The following is a 14,918-nucleotide window of genomic DNA, read 5'->3' on the forward strand; positions in this document are numbered from 1 at the left end:
CGAAAAAAGACATATTATCGTGCCCTTTCTCAGAGTCCAGTAAACAGGAGAATCAGGTGAAAGAGTCCACCGCCTGGGTTGCCCCCCTCGAATCCCTTCCCGCCAGCCTTAAACCGATTGCCGCCATGCAGAAAAAGCATTTTGGCGCGGTGCTGAATCCCACCCGCTGGTGGGGGCGAATGCCGCGTCTGTTCTGGCTGGTGGCGCTGTTTGTCGGCTTTCTGGAGCGTCGTCACGCGCGCCTGACGCCCGCGCTGCGTTCGCTGCTCATGACGCGGGTATCCCAGCTCTGTCACTGCGCTTTCTGTATTGATGCCAACAGCCTGCGGCTGGCCGAGCGCTGCGGCGCGCTGGATAAGGTTCAGGCCGTGAGCGACTGGCAGGATTCCGCCTTGTTCAACGAGCAAGAGCGCGCGGCGCTGGCCTACGCCGAGGCGATGACCGCCACGCCGCCCCGGGCGGATGAGGCAGTCAGAACTGCGCTGAAGCGCCACTTCACGGATGATGCCATCACCGAGATGACGGCGCTGATTGCGTTTCAGAATCTCTCCGCGCGCTTTAATGCCGCGCTGGATATTCCGGCGCAGGGGCTGTGCGCCACGTTTAACGAGACTCCTCATGCTTGACCGCCATCTTCATCCGCGGGTAAAGCCCGTTCTGAATCGTCTGGTTTCCGTGCTGGATAGGCCGGGCATCACGCCCGACGGATTGACCCTGACCGGGTTTGTCTTCGGCGTGCTGGCGCTGCCGTTTCTGGCCCTCGGCTGGTATCCGGCGGCGCTGGCCGCCATCGTGCTTAACCGCCTGCTGGATGGTCTGGACGGCGCGCTGGCGCGCCGGAGAGGGCTGACCGATGCGGGGGGATTTCTCGACATCGCGCTCGATTTTCTGTTCTACGCCCTGGTGCCGTTTGGCTTTGCACTCGCGGCTCCGGCAGAGAATGCGCTCGCGGCCGCCTGGCTGCTGTTTGCGTTTATCGGTACCGGCAGCAGCTTTCTGGCGTTTGCGGCGCTGGCCGCAAAGCACGACATCGACAACCCCGGCTATGCGCACAAGTCGTTTTATTACATCGGTGGGTTAACGGAAGGGACGGAGACCATCGCGCTGTTCGTGCTGTGCTGCCTCTTCCCGGCGCACTTTGCGCTGTTCGCGTGGGTATTCGGCGCGCTGTGCTGGCTGACCACCACAACGCGCGTCTGGAGCGGTTATGTAACGCTGAAGTCACTCACCCGTTAGAGAGTACTCTCGGGCCCGCGCTCTCCGGTGGTGACCGGGTTCTGCGGGTGACTGCTCCATTCGTACCAGCCGCCGTCATAGACGGCGACATTCTTCCAGCCCATCGCCCGGGCGTACATAAAGGTTTCTGACGCCCGCCACCCGGTGCCGCAGTAAAACGCGACGTGCTGTTCCGGCAGAATATTCCAGCGCTTCCACTGGGCGGCGATATCGTCCGCGCTGCGCATGGTACCATCCGGATTATGGAAATCTTCCATATGGGTCGCGTCGCTGCCCGCGTGACCCCAGCGGGCACCGGCTATTTCACCTTTTGGCTTGATGTAGCTGTAGCCGCTGGTTTCGCCGATGAACTCCGGCCACGAACGAATGCTGACCAGGGAGGCATCCTGACGGTGCAGCATCCCGCGCGCCTGTTCCATATCAACCATCAGCTGCGGCTGGCCGGGGATCGGCGCGCCAAAATCGGGGGCTGGCGTCACTTTCGCGGGCGTGCCGCGCTCAACCGGCAGGCCTGCATCCGACCACGCCTTCCAGCCGCCGTCGAGAATACGCACATCCTTCACGCCCGCATACAGCATGATCTGCGCCACGCGCGCGGCGGCGTAGACGTCACGGCCATACAGAATGACGGTGGTGTCGTGACGGATCCCGTGCTTCGCCAGCATTGCTTTCAGCGCGTCGTCGGAGACTTTATTCCACAGCGGCTCGCTCTCCACCTCGTTGGTGTCGATGTAGCCTGCGCCGGGAATGTGGTTCAGCAGGTAAAACTTCGGTGCGCCCCAGGCGGCTTCAATCACTTTCCAGTCACCCGCCGGCGCGGCGGTCACGGGTTTACCCTGCTGGAGGCGGTGGATCCACTGCGGGTAAACCAGCTGTTCAAAGTGAGGCAGGCGCTGAAGGCGGTCGGGCGTCTGCAGCGCGTCGCTGAGCAGCGAGACGTGGCGGTATCCGGCTTTCTCCAGGCGGGACTTCACCGCCAGGTTATCGTTCTCGTCGCCGTAGAGGGCGATGGCCGTCGCGGGCGTAAGCTGATGCTGCTTTGCCCAAAGCGCAATCTGCCCGTCGCTCATTGCGCCCAGCCAGGCGGCAGCAAGGTTGAGTGCGGCGGGTTCATGCCCGGAGGGGCCGCTGAGGGTCTGCGGCCAGCCGTTGTAAAACGCGCTGGGACGGGTGTCGACAGGCGTGCCGTGCTGCGCCTGAAGCTGGGAGAGCGTCATCGCGTTGGGCATATCAGCCGCCAGAGAGGAAAAGGACGCGAGGCCGCAGAGCAGGGCCAGCGCGGTCAGTTGAGAAACACGTTTCATCGAATAACCTGACGTCAGTAAAAGAGGGGGGCATTGTCGTCTCTCCCGAAACGGAAAACATTGCGTTAGCACATTATTGCCAGCGAGAAATCTCAATCAGCTCGCCGCCAGGCGGAATATCATCCTCATCGTGCGTGACCAGCACCACCGGGATATTGCGCGCGCGGACGGCGTCAAAAACCCATTCCCGAAACGCTATGCGCAGCGTTTTATCGAGACGGCTGAACGGTTCGTCCAGCAGCAGCGCCTGCGGCTCTGCGAGCAGGGCGCGCAGCAGGCTGACCCGGGCACGCTCCCCGCCGGAAAGGGTGGCCGGATCGCTGGCGTAATGACCGCTCAGCCCGGCGGAATCCAGCGCCTGCTCGACCGCTTCCCGACGCGCGCGTCCGACGATCCGCTCAGGCAAGGCCAGCAGCAAATTTTGCCCGACGCTGAACGGTTCAAACAGCAGCGCATCCTGAAAGAGAATGCCCAGCCCGCGGGATTCAACGGGAAGGCCGTCGCAGCGACGCGCGTCGAGCCACAGTTCGCCCCGGGCCTGGAAATCGTCTGACAGCGCGCCGACCATCCACGCAAAAAGGGTCGATTTACCGCTGCCGGACGGCCCCATCAGGGTAACGATCTCCCCGCGGGGAACGCAAAAACTGACCTCGCGGAAAAGCGGTTCGATGGTGAGATCTTTTACCTTCAGCATTAACGTAATCCTTGACGGTAGCGGCCCACGAGCCGGGATAACAGGGCGGCAAGACCGAACACCGTGCCCGTGACCAGCAGTAATCCCAGCGCCCGGTTAGCGAGAACAGGGATGCTGCCCCCGCTGCTGAGCGCGACGGTTTCAGTGGTCAGCGTGGCGAAACGCCCCGCGCCAAGCCAGAGCGTCGGCATGTATTGCGCCATGCTGACGGAAAAACCAATGGCAAAGGCCAGCAGCGCCGGGCGCACCAGCAGGGGGCATTTCAGCAGTAAGAATATTTTTGCCCGTCGCCAGCCGAGCGTTCTGGCGGTAAGGATAAGCCGGGGATCGATCCGCCGCCAGGCGGGCTGCAGAACCAGCAGCATCCAGGGTAATACCCACAGCAGATGGCTCCACAGCACGGCGGCAAAGTGCCCGTCGAGCCCCAGACGCAATGCAATAAAGTATTGCCCGGTGACGAGCGGCAGCGCCGGAAGGGCGAGCGGTGACCACACCCACGCTGCGCCGCGCTGCGGTCCCCATTCCAGCCAGAGAAAAATGACGATGAGGGCGATCAGGCTCGACAGCAGGCCGAAGGAAAGGCTGGTCCCCACGGGGCCCGCGTCTCCCCCTTCCGCCAGCATCAGCAGTACCGCAGCGCACAGGACGCCGCACATGGGCAGTAACCCGCTGAATGCCCGCTCAGGCAGGGCGCGCTGAGACCTTCGGCGCGTTCCCGCGAGTTCCGGAATTGTGCGACGCCATGCCTTCCAGAGGCCGTATCCGAGGGCGGCCAGCGCGGCCAGCAGTACAAGGAGAAGCAGGCACAGCAGCATTCCTTTTTCCTGCTGCTGCGCGTCACCCTGGCTTAGCCACTGAAAGGCCAGCACGGCCAGGGTGGGCGGGTTGCCGGGCCCGAGAACGATCGCCACGTCCACGACCGAGAGCGACCATGCCAGCACCGCCAGCATCACCGCGCCGAGGACAGGCGCGATCGCCGGGAGGATCAGCCAGCTGAGCGTCTGATAACGCCCGTAGCCAAAGGTTTGCAGGACGATCTTCTGCTGCGCGAGCCGTTTTTCCGGCAGCACGGCGTAAATGGCCCACAGTACGAACGCGCTCTCTTTGACCGCGAGCGTCAGGCCCAGCCCGACGCCGTAGCGGTCAAACGGAGCCGTACAGACGGTACAGAGCTGATAAAACAGACCGCCCTCGGCAAACAGCAGCAACGCGCTGGTGGCGAAAGCCACATGGGGGATCGCCAGTAGCCACGGCAGGCGGGTCGTGAGGCGTCGCCAGCGTTGACCGGACCACAAAAGGCAGACGAAGAAAAGGGCAATCAGCAACGCCCCCAGCGTGGCGATGAGCGTTGAGACCAGCGTGGCGACGGTCGCCTGTGGCAGCTGCGGATCGTTCAGCAGCCGCTGCCAGTTTGTCGCAGAAAGCGCCGGTGCGAACAGCATCACGCCGGCGGGCAGGATCGGCAGATAAATCACCGCCATCGCCAGCCAGACAAGCCCGCTCAGCGGGTGCCGTAACGACGCAGCCATTCCTGCTCCAGCGCGTTCACCCAGGCGGACTGCGGCTCTGCAAGCACCTGCGGCAGCCCCTGAGGCGTATGGGCCAGCAGCTGTTTCGCTTCCTCTTCGGGCAGCGCTTTCGCATCCAGGACGCTCGGGTCTCCCCAGATGGCCGGGTCGGCCTTGCGGATTTGCGCCTGCGGTGACAGCAGGAAATTAGCGACCACCTTAGCACCCGCGCTCGCGCTGGCATTGGCCGGGATAGCCACAAAATGCACGTTGCCGAGCATCCCGCTCTCGAAACCAAAGCTGTAGCTGTCGGCGGGCAGTTCGCCGCTCGCCACTTTCTGCTGCGCATGAGCCGGGTTAAAGGTCAGCGACAGGTTCAGACTGCCGCTGGCAAGCAGGGCATCCATTCGGGCAGGTGAGGGAGGGAAATCTTTTCCTTCGCGCCACAGCAGCGGGTGCAGCTTATCGAGGTAGGCCCAGAGCGGCGCCGTAACCTCAGCAAACGTTGCATCGGGCGCTTTTTGTAACGCCTCAGGGCGATCGGTGAACGTCAGCAGCAGCTGCTCCAGAAAGGCCGTGCCGGTAAAATCGGGCGGGCGAGGATAGCTGACTTTGCCCGGATGCTGCTGCGCGTACGCCAGCAGCGCCTGGGGATCCGCGGGCGGCGTCGGCATGCTGGCTTTGCGGGCGATAAAGGTCAGCTGCGCGCCGCCCCACGGGGATTCCGCCCCGTCGGTTGGAATCGCAAAATCTTCCGTGACGGGTTTGCGGGTATCGACATAGCGCCAGTCTGGCAACGTCTGCGCCCATCCGGTTTGCAGCAGGTTCGCCTCTTTTAACGTGCGGAAGTTTTCGCCGTTGACCCACAGCAGGTCAACCGAGCCGTTGGTCTTACGCCCTGCGGCGGCTTCCGTCTGGATCCGTTTTACCGCATCGGCGGCATCCGCCAGCGGGACGATTTTTAGGGTAATGGCGTAGTGCGTTTGCATCTCACCGCTGACCCACTCAAGGTAGCGGTTGACCGCCGGATCGCCGCCCCAGGCGTTAAACCAGACGGTCTGGCCTTTGGCCTGCTGTTGAATATCGTGCCAGCTTTCGGCGGCACAGAGGGGGGCTGCCAGCAGCAGACCGGTCAGGAACGCGCAAAAACGCACACGGCGCATAATGCCTCACTTTTTAACAGACGGGAGATAACGGGAAAACAGCCGGCGCGTCGCCAGCGGCAATAACCCCAGTAGTGTAAAGGCGATTAGCATGCCCGGCGACACAATATCGCGCAGCGACGCCACTTTCCCCAGCTCGCGCCCGGCGTTCAGAAACACAACCGTCGCGGGCAACATGGCGACCTGGCTGACCCACCAGTAGCGATATACGCCAATGCGGGTCAGCCCCATCAGCAAATTCACCAGGAAAAACGGGAACAGCGGCATCAGGCGCAGGGCAAAAAGATAGCCCGCGCCGTCATGCGCCATACCGGCGTTCACCGTTTTCATCTGCTGAGCAAACCGCCGCTGGACCCCGTCGCGCAGCAGATAACGGCTGGCGAGCATCGCAAGCGTCGCCCCGAGCGTGGAGGCAAACGAGACCAGAACGGTGCCTTCCCACAGGGGAAATAACGCTCCGCCCAGCAGGGTGAGGATCGCCGCGCCGGGGATCGACAGGGCGGAAACCGCCACATAGAGCGCAAAAAAGATCAGCGCGCTTCGCAGCGGCGCGTGGTCAACATGGGAGAGGAGTGCCTGCTGGTGGGTTTTAATCCCTTCCAGGGAGAGCGTGCCTGGGGGAAGCATGACAAACAACAGAATAAATGCGCCCAGAAGGGCGCACAGGAAAGCAATTTTTCGAATGTTCACGCGTCATTACAGCTTGAATTTAGCCCACACCGGCGCGTGGTCAGACGGTTTTTCCATGCTGCGGATCTCGTAGTCGATCCCGGTTTCGATGCAGCGCTCTGCCAGCGGCGAACTGGCGAGCAGCAGGTCGATACGCAGGCCGCGGTTGTCGTCAAAGCCTTTTGAGCGGTAGTCAAACCACGAGAAGCGATCCTGCGTGTCCGGGTTGGCGGTACGGAAGGTATCCACCAGCCCCCAGTCCAGCAGGCGCTGCATCCACTCGCGCTCTTCCGGCAGGAAGGAGCATTTGCCGGTACGCAGCCAGCGTTTGCGGCTGTCTTCACCGATGCCAATATCCAGATCGGTCGGGCTGATATTCACATCACCCATGATCAGCACCGGATTTTCTTTGTTCAGTTCGGTGGTCAAATAGTCCTGCAGATCCTGATAAAACTTGGCTTTAGCCGGGAATTTGGTCGGATGGTCGCGGCTCTCGCCCTGGGGAAAGTAACCATTAATCACGGTGATGTTCCCCAGCGGGGAAGGAAGTTCCGCCATGATGATGCGGCGCTGTGCTTCTTCGTCATCGCCGGGAAACCCGCGGCGGACTGAAACTGGCGTCTCTTTGGTCAACAGCGCAACGCCGTAATGGCCTTTCTGCCCATGATAGAAGACGTTGTAGCCGAGCTTCGCCACCTCTTCGAGGGGGAACATGTCGTCGTGAACCTTGGTCTCCTGCAGGCCGATCACATCTGGCTGATGTTGTTCAACGATAGCTTCAAGCTGATGGGGGCGGGCGCGCAGGCCGTTGATATTAAAAGAGACAAATTTCATAGTCGCTGCCAGTGCAAGGTGAATAGTGCATGGATGGTAGCAGAATTTGCGTCAACTGTTACCGGGTTCGGCCAATAACTGCGACAGTTAATGCCGGTGGTGCAATATTTGCACCATTCTGACGCGCCTCGCCCTCAAACAGGGCGTAAATGACCGATAAATTTCGCGAGCGATCACAATTCCAGAATTATATTTGGCCTGTGCATACTCTTTCTGATTTTCATGCGGCAAAGCGCCGCTTGTCGTAAAAATATTCACTTTTTATGCACCAACAGTGAATAACTCCATATTGTAACTTATTGATATTCTGTTACCTCAACCCGTTTATGCAATTTTATCGCTGGCTGGCACGAAGGCTGCAATCTACATTCACAGTGCAAACACTCAATTATTTAACATTCAAATAACTTTTTATTTACCGGATGAGGTCGCTATGTCTCTGTCAATTACGCGTGAAAATTTCGATGAATGGATGATGCCGGTTTACGCTCCGGCGGCTTTTATTCCGGTTCGTGGGGAAGGCTCGCGCCTGTGGGATCAGCAGGGTAAAGAGTATATCGACTTTGCAGGTGGGATTGCGGTCAACGCGCTGGGTCATGCGCACCCTGCGCTGCGTCAGGCGCTAAATGACCAGGCGGCGAAGTTCTGGCATACCGGCAACGGCTTTACTAACGAGCCCGCGCTGCGCCTGGCCAAAAAACTGATCGACGCGACGTTTGCCGAAAAGGTCTTTTTCTGTAACTCGGGGGCGGAAGCCAACGAAGCGGCGCTGAAGCTGGCGCGCAAATATGCGCACGATAAATTTGGTACCCACAAGAGCGGCATCGTGGCGTTTAAAAATGCCTTCCACGGGCGCACGCTATTTACCGTCAGCGCGGGCGGCCAGCCTTCCTACTCGCAGGATTTCGCCCCGCTGCCGCCGGATATCCGTCACGGTATTTATAACGATCTGCAGTCCGCCAGCGAGCTGATTAACGACACCACCTGCGCGGTGATCGTCGAACCGATGCAGGGCGAGGGCGGCGTGCTTCCGGCGCAAAAAGCCTTCCTGCAGGGGCTGCGCGAGCTGTGCGATCGCCACAACGCGGTACTGATTTTCGACGAAGTCCAGACCGGCGTGGGCCGCACCGGCGAGCTGTATGCCTATATGCACTACGGCGTGACGCCGGACGTGCTTTCTACCGCCAAAGCGCTGGGCGGCGGCTTCCCGATTGGCGCGACGCTGACCACCGATAAATTCGCCAGCGTAATGACCGTAGGTACCCATGGCACCACCTACGGCGGTAACCCGCTGGCCACCGCCGTCGCCGGGCAGGTTCTGGACATCATTAACACGCCTGAGGTGCTGAAAGGCGTTAAGCAGCGTCACGACTGGTTTGTTGAACGTCTGAACGCCATCAACGGCAAAACGGGGCTGTTTAAAGAAATTCGCGGTCTGGGGCTGTTAATCGGCTGCGAGCTCACCGCCGAGTTTGCCGGAAAAGCTAAACTTATTTCACAGGAAGCGGCAAAAGTGGGCGTGATGGTGCTGATTGCCGGTGCCAACGTGGTGCGTTTTGCGCCGGCGCTGATCGTCAGCGAGGAAGAGGTGCAAACCGGTCTGGACCGTTTTGCGCTGGCGTGTGAAAAAGTGAAATCCGGGGTGTCATCATGATGGTCATCCGTCCCGTTGAGCGCGGCGATCTCGCCGGGCTCATGCAGCTTGCCGGTAAGACGGGAGGCGGGCTGACCTCGCTTCCTGCCGATGAAAAAACGCTGTCGGCGCGCATTGAGCGCGCCCTGCAAACCTGGCAGGGGACGTTGCCAAAAAGCGAACAGGGGTATGTGTTCGTGCTGGAAGACACCGACACGGGGACCGTGGCCGGGATCTGCGCCATTGAAGTGGCCGTCGGGCTTAACGACCCGTGGTACAACTACCGCGTCGGCACCATGGTTCACGCCTCGAAAGAGCTGAACGTCTATAACGCGCTGCCCACGCTGTTCCTCTGTAATGACCACACGGGCGCCAGCGAGCTGTGCACGCTGTTCCTCGACCCGGCGTGGCGCAAAGAGGGCAACGGCTATCTGCTCTCCAAATCGCGCTTTATGTTTATGGCCGCCTTCCGCGATCGCTTTAACGAAAAAGTGGTCGCAGAGATGCGCGGCGTGATCGACGACACCGGCTACTCGCCGTTCTGGGAGAGCCTGGGCGAGCGCTTCTTCTCGATGGAGTTCAGCCGGGCGGACTATCTCTGCGGCACCGGCCAGAAAGCCTTTATCGCCGAACTGATGCCGAAGCATCCTATCTATACCCATTTCCTCAGCCCGGAAGCGCAGGCGGTGATTGGCGAAGTCCATCCGCAGACCGCGCCCGCCCGCGCGGTGCTGGAAAAAGAAGGGTTCCGCTACCGGAACTATGTCGACATCTTTGACGGCGGCCCAACGCTTGAGTGCGATATCGACCGCGTGCGCGCGATCCGTAAAAGCCGTCTGGTTGAGGTCTCTGAAGGTCAGCCCGCGCCGGGTGACTGGCCCGCCTGTCTGGTGTCGAACGAAAATTACGCCAACTTCCGCGCCATGCTGGTGCGTACCAACCCGAAATGTGAACGTCTGGTGCTGACGGCTGCAGAACTGGATGCCCTGAAATGTAACGCCGGCGATACGGTTCGCCTGGTGCGTCTCTGCCCTGAGGAGAAAACAGCATGACATTATGGATTAACGGTGACTGGGTCACGGGCGAAGGCGAAGAGCGCGTAAAGACCAATCCGGTTGGAAAAGAGGTGCTCTGGAAGGGGCATGACGCCAGCGCCGCGCAGGTGGAACAAGCCTGCCGTGCCGCGCGCCGCGCGTTTCCTGCGTGGGCAAAACAGCCTTTCGCCGTGCGTCAGGAAATTGTTGAAAAGTTTGCCGGGCTGCTGGAGGCAAACAAGGCCGAACTGACGCGCATCATCGCGTCTGAAACCAGCAAGCCGCGCTGGGAAGCGACAACCGAAGTGACGGCGATGATCAACAAAATCGCCATTTCGGTGAAGGCGTACCACACCCGCACCGGTGAACAGCACACCGACATGCCGGACGGCGCGGCCACGCTGCGCCACCGTCCGCACGGCGTGCTGGCGGTGTTTGGCCCGTATAACTTCCCGGGGCATCTGCCGAATGGCCATATTGTGCCTGCGCTGCTGGCGGGCAATACCGTCATTTTCAAACCGAGCGAGCTCACGCCATTCACCGGCGAGGCGGTGGTTAAGCTGTGGGAACAGGCCGGCCTGCCGCCGGGCGTGCTGAACCTGGTGCAGGGCGGGCGGGAAACCGGTCAGGCGCTGAGCGCGCTGAGCGATATCGACGGCCTGCTGTTTACCGGCAGCGCCGGTACGGGCTATCAGCTGCACCGCCAGCTGGCAGGGCAGCCGGAGAAAATCCTGGCGCTGGAGATGGGCGGCAACAACCCGCTGATTGTGGAAGACCCTGACGATATCGACGCCGCGGTGCACCTGACGATTCAGTCCGCCTTTATTACCGCCGGACAGCGCTGTACCTGTGCTCGCCGTCTGCTGGTCAAGCGCGGCGCGCAGGGGGATGCCTTCCTGAAGCGTCTGGTAGAAGTGAGCGCGCGTCTGGTGCCTGCCGCATGGGATGCCGAACCGCAGCCGTTTATCGGCGGGCTGATTTCCGAACAGGCCGCGCTGAACGTGCTGAAGGCCTGGCAGGACCACGTCGCGCGCGGCGCGAAAACCCTGCTGGAGCCGAAGCAGGTTCAGCCGGGTAGCTCGCTGCTGACGCCGGGTATTGTAGAGATGAGCGGCGCGAGCAACGTGCCGGATGACGAGGTCTTTGGCCCGCTGCTCTGTGTCTGGCGCTATGACGATTTCGATGCGGCCATTGCGATGGCGAACAACACCCGCTACGGCCTGTCGAGCGGGCTGATTTCGCCGCATCGCGAGAAGTTTGATCGGCTGCTGCTGGAAGCGCGCGCCGGGATTGTGAACTGGAATAAACCGCTGACCGGGGCCGCGAGCACCGCGCCGTTCGGCGGGGTGGGCGCGTCGGGCAACCATCGCGCCAGCGCGTGGTATGCCGCCGATTACTGCGCGTGGCCGATGGCGAGCCTGGAAACCCCGGCGCTGACGCTGCCGGAGACGCTTAATCCGGGGCTGGATTTTACCGGAGGGGATCGTCATGAAAGCGCGTGAGGTTAACTTTGACGGGCTGGTGGGGCTGACGCACCACTATGCCGGTCTCTCTTTTGGTAATGAAGCCTCGACGAAGCACCGTTTTCAGGTCTCCAACCCGAAGCTGGCGGCGAAGCAGGGGCTGCTGAAGATGAAAGCGCTGGCGGATGCCGGTTTCCCGCAGGCGGTGATCCCGCCGCAGGAACGCCCGAACGTGGCGGTCCTTCGTCAGCTCGGCTTTAGCGGTACCGATGAGCAGGTCGTCGAAAAAGCGGGTACGCAGACCCCGCACCTGCTCTCCGCGGCAAGCTCCGCCTCCTCGATGTGGGTGGCAAACGCGGCGACCGTCGCGCCGTCATCCGACACGCTTGATGGCAAAGTTCATCTGACGGTGGCGAACCTGAACAATAAATTCCACCGCGCCACCGAAGCGGAAACCACCGAGCGCGTGCTGCGCGCCATTTTCAACCATGACGCCCATTTTGAGGTGCATCAGGCCCTGCCGCAGGTGGCGATGTTTGGTGACGAAGGCGCGGCCAACCATAACCGCCTGGGGGCGACTATGGCGACCCGGGCCTGCAGCTGTTTATCTACGGGCGAGAAGAGGGGGGCCACGCCGCGCCAACCCGTTATCCTGCTCGTCAGACGCTGGCGGCCAGCCAGGCGGTTGCGCGCCTGAACCAGGTCAATCCTTCCCAGGTGGTTTTTGCCCAGCAAAACCCGCATGTGATTGACCAGGGCGTGTTCCATAACGACGTGATTGCCGTTTCTAACCGCCAGGTGCTGTTCTGCCACGAGCAGGCGTTTGCCCATCAGGAGAAGCTGCTCGCCACGCTGCATGAGCGCGTGCGCGGCTTCACGCCAGTCCAGGTGCCCACGGAGGCGGTGAGCGTGCAGGACGCGGTAGAAACCTATCTGTTCAATAGCCAGCTGCTGAGCCGTGACGATGGCAGCATGATGCTGGTCCTGCCGCAGGAGTCCCGGGATCATAAAGGCGTGTGGCGCTACCTGACGGAGCTGGTGAAGGCCGATAACCCGATTGACGAACTGCGCGTGTTTGACCTGCGCGAAAGCATGGCCAACGGCGGTGGTCCAGCCTGTTTACGTCTGCGCGTGGTCCTGACCCAGGACGAAGTGCAGGCGGTGAACCCGGCGGTCATGATGAACGATACGCTCTTTACGCGGCTGAATGACTGGGTCGATCGCTACTATCGCGATCGTCTGACGCAGGCGGATCTGGTTGACCCGCAGCTTCTGCGTGAAGGGCGCGAGGCGCTGGACGCGTTATCGACAATCCTGCAGCTGGGATCGGTTTACCCGTTCCAGCGCTAAAGGAGTGGATATGGAAAATTTACTGGCGCTGACCCTGGCCGACGAGACGCCGGAACAGAAAGAGGGGGACGGCCCCTCATTTCGCTGGCGGTGGCTGGGGCGCGGGGTGCTTGAGCTGACGCCGACCGTAAAAAGCGATCTCTCCCTGCTGCTTTCAACGGGTATCCACGGGAATGAAACCGCGCCCGTTGAGATTGTTGATCTGCTGCTGCGTGCGCTGTACCGCAATGAGATCGAACTAAAGTGCCGCGTGCTGGTGGTGCTCGGCAATCCCCCTGCGCTGGCGCAAAACAAACGGTATCTGGTGAGCGACATTAACCGCATGTTCGGCGGCCGCTGGTCGCAGTTTCCCCAGAGCGATGAAACGGCGCGGGCTGAGTGGCTGGAGAACGTCGTGACCGCGTTTTTTGCCGCCGCGGGACCGGCGCGCTGGCATCTGGATCTGCATACGGCAATCCGCGCGTCCTACCACGTTCGCTTCGGCGTTCTGCCGCAGCGCAGTCAGCCTTGGGATGAAGCGTTCCTGAGCTGGCTGGGTGACGCCGGGCTGGAGGCGCTGGTATTTCATCAGTCGCCGGGCGGAACGTTTACCCATTTCACCTGTGAACGTTTCGCTGCGCTGTCCTGCACGCTGGAACTGGGAAAAGCGCTGCCGTTCGGCCAGAACGATCTGACCCGCTTTGCGCCTACGCATCTCGCCCTTCGGGCGCTGCTGGGAGGAACGGCTCCCGAGCACGCGCATCAGCCCGTTGAGCGGTATCGGGTCGTACAGCAGATCACGCGCCGCAGCGATGCCTTCCAGCTCCATATGGCCGCGCACACCCTGAACTTCACCCCGTTCCGCAAAGGGGCGCTGCTGGCTGAGGATGGCGAGGAACGTTACGAGGTGCAGAACACCACCGAGTATGTCTTATTCCCTAACCCCACCGTCGCGTTTGGCCTGCGGGCCGGGCTGATGCTGGAAAAAATATCCTGAACCTTTCCCCTCCCATCATCCGGGTGGGGGAAGCAAAAAACTTTTCTTAACGATTAAAGCGCTTGCGCTTGTTTTGCAGAATATTCCTGGTGAATTGCTTTATTATTGATCTTCACTTCGCTATACTTCTGCTTAATCTCTTTAAAATCATCCTGTTAAATATTTTTTGTTGCAAGTCTCCACGCTTTATCCTTATTTCCTCCACATTTGGCGAAAATTTGTTTTTTACACTTTCATTGTTTTACCGTTGCTCTGACTAATTGACGATAAACCCCGTAAAGTTAATCTCGTCAACACGGCATAGCGCCGAAGAATAACTGAAAGAAAGGAAATAAATTATGCGTAAGTTTACTGCACTGTTTGTTGCTTCTACCCTGGCTCTGGGCGCTACCAGCATGGCGTTCGCCGCAGATACTGCGACCACTACACCTACCGCGCCTGCTGAAGGCAAAATGATGATGCATCATAAAGGTCCGGGTATGCACAACGAGATGATGATGTTTAAGGATCTCAACCTGACGGATGCGCAGAAGCAGCAGATCCGCGACATCAGAAAAGGCGAACGCGACCAGATGAAACGTCCTCCGCTTGAAGAGCGTCGTGCGATGCATGACATCATCGCCAGCGACAGCTTCGATAAGGCGAAAGCCGAAGCGCAGATCGACAAAATGGCCGAGCAGCACAAAGCCCGCATGCTGGCTCACATGGAAACCCAGAACAAGATCTACAACATTCTGACCCCGGAACAGAAAAAGCAATTTAATGCGAATTTTGAGAAGCGTCTGACAGAACGTCCGGCGATGGAAGGTAAAATGCCAGCTCCAACCGAATAATCGGTTCACTCTCTTAAGACCGCCGGGATCCTGTCCACAAAAGCGCAACCGCTGTGGACAGGACCGGCGGTTTTTCTTTCCTGCCCTCTTGCCTGCCGCCGCCAGCGCGGTATCCTCCTGTAGTCGCGTCAGAGAATGTTTGCAGAGTCATGGCGTTAGAATTTTTATTAACGTTCAGCTAAGGCCTGCCCGCTCTGCTGCCGATACTGTTTCTGTGAATA

Annotated in this window: 13 protein-coding genes and 1 pseudogene; 8 read left to right on the forward strand and 6 right to left on the reverse strand. The window is 60.4% G+C overall.

Annotation, left to right across the window (positions count from 1 at the left end):
- Positions 1–56 precede the first annotated feature (56 nt).
- Entirely contained in the window at positions 57–626 is a 570-nt protein-coding gene (locus tag EnteroDNA1_RS01050; protein WP_069302663.1) for a carboxymuconolactone decarboxylase family protein, read from the forward strand.
- Positions 619–1,236: a CDP-alcohol phosphatidyltransferase family protein gene (locus tag EnteroDNA1_RS01055; protein ID WP_033145253.1), complete on the forward strand. Its 618-nt coding sequence runs from the start codon at positions 619–621 to the stop codon at positions 1,234–1,236. Before EnteroDNA1_RS01050 ends, EnteroDNA1_RS01055 begins: the two co-directional genes overlap by 8 nt.
- Here EnteroDNA1_RS01055 and EnteroDNA1_RS01060 read toward each other — a convergent pair.
- From EnteroDNA1_RS01060 to xthA, 6 genes are all read right to left on the reverse strand, one after another.
- Complete coding sequence (locus tag EnteroDNA1_RS01060; RefSeq protein ID WP_069302664.1) at positions 1,233–2,540, reverse strand: sulfurtransferase; 1,308 nt, start codon at positions 2,538–2,540, stop codon at positions 1,233–1,235. The genes EnteroDNA1_RS01055 and EnteroDNA1_RS01060 overlap by 4 nt on opposite strands.
- Positions 2,541–2,613: 73 nt before the next feature.
- Positions 2,614–3,234, reverse strand: a complete 621-nt coding sequence (locus EnteroDNA1_RS01065) for an ATP-binding cassette domain-containing protein (protein ID WP_069302665.1) — start codon at positions 3,232–3,234, stop codon at positions 2,614–2,616.
- Positions 3,234–4,763: a thiamine ABC transporter permease gene (locus tag EnteroDNA1_RS01070; RefSeq protein ID WP_069302666.1), complete on the reverse strand. Its 1,530-nt coding sequence runs from the start codon at positions 4,761–4,763 to the stop codon at positions 3,234–3,236. Before EnteroDNA1_RS01070 ends, EnteroDNA1_RS01065 begins: the two co-directional genes overlap by 1 nt.
- The gene (locus EnteroDNA1_RS01075) at positions 4,736–5,896 is read right to left on the reverse strand and encodes an ABC transporter substrate-binding protein (protein WP_069303905.1); all 1,161 of its coding nucleotides are present in this window, start codon (positions 5,894–5,896) and stop codon (positions 4,736–4,738) included. The genes EnteroDNA1_RS01070 and EnteroDNA1_RS01075 overlap by 28 nt, the downstream gene beginning before the upstream one ends.
- 15 nt (positions 5,897–5,911) lie before the next feature.
- On the reverse strand, positions 5,912–6,595 hold the full coding sequence (locus EnteroDNA1_RS01080) for a TVP38/TMEM64 family protein (RefSeq protein ID WP_069302667.1): 684 nt from the start codon (positions 6,593–6,595) through the stop codon (positions 5,912–5,914).
- 6 nt (positions 6,596–6,601) lie between these two features.
- Positions 6,602–7,408 carry an exodeoxyribonuclease III gene (gene xthA, locus EnteroDNA1_RS01085; RefSeq protein ID WP_069302668.1) on the reverse strand — a complete coding sequence of 269 codons (807 nt, stop codon included), beginning with the start codon at positions 7,406–7,408 and terminating at the stop codon, positions 6,602–6,604.
- Between the two features lie 433 nt (positions 7,409–7,841).
- Here xthA and astC point away from each other — a divergent pair, with 433 nt between their 5' ends.
- From astC to spy, 6 genes and pseudogenes are all read left to right on the forward strand, one after another.
- Positions 7,842–9,062 carry a succinylornithine/acetylornithine transaminase gene (gene astC, locus EnteroDNA1_RS01090; protein WP_029742016.1) on the forward strand — a complete coding sequence of 407 codons (1,221 nt, stop codon included), beginning with the start codon at positions 7,842–7,844 and terminating at the stop codon, positions 9,060–9,062.
- A complete protein-coding gene (astA, locus tag EnteroDNA1_RS01095; protein WP_023311275.1) occupies positions 9,059–10,093 on the forward strand; it encodes an arginine N-succinyltransferase in 1,035 nt (344 codons plus the stop codon). The genes astC and astA overlap by 4 nt, the downstream gene beginning before the upstream one ends.
- A complete protein-coding gene (gene astD / locus EnteroDNA1_RS01100) occupies positions 10,090–11,577 on the forward strand; it encodes a succinylglutamate-semialdehyde dehydrogenase (protein WP_069302669.1) in 1,488 nt (495 codons plus the stop codon). The genes astA and astD overlap by 4 nt, the downstream gene beginning before the upstream one ends.
- Positions 11,564–12,888, forward strand: a pseudogene (gene astB, locus EnteroDNA1_RS01105) (N-succinylarginine dihydrolase). The gene astD and the pseudogene astB overlap by 14 nt, the downstream one beginning before the upstream one ends.
- A gap of 10 nt (positions 12,889–12,898) precedes the next feature.
- Positions 12,899–13,864 carry a succinylglutamate desuccinylase gene (astE, locus tag EnteroDNA1_RS01110; protein WP_069302670.1) on the forward strand — a complete coding sequence of 322 codons (966 nt, stop codon included), beginning with the start codon at positions 12,899–12,901 and terminating at the stop codon, positions 13,862–13,864.
- Between the two features lie 338 nt (positions 13,865–14,202).
- Positions 14,203–14,697 carry an ATP-independent periplasmic protein-refolding chaperone Spy gene (spy, locus tag EnteroDNA1_RS01115; protein WP_033145263.1) on the forward strand — a complete coding sequence of 165 codons (495 nt, stop codon included), beginning with the start codon at positions 14,203–14,205 and terminating at the stop codon, positions 14,695–14,697.
- Positions 14,698–14,918: the final 221 nt, after the last annotated feature.

Origin of the sequence: Enterobacter sp. HK169 (assembly GCF_001719105.1) — a bacterium.
Lineage (GTDB): Bacteria > Pseudomonadota > Gammaproteobacteria > Enterobacterales > Enterobacteriaceae > Enterobacter > Enterobacter asburiae_B.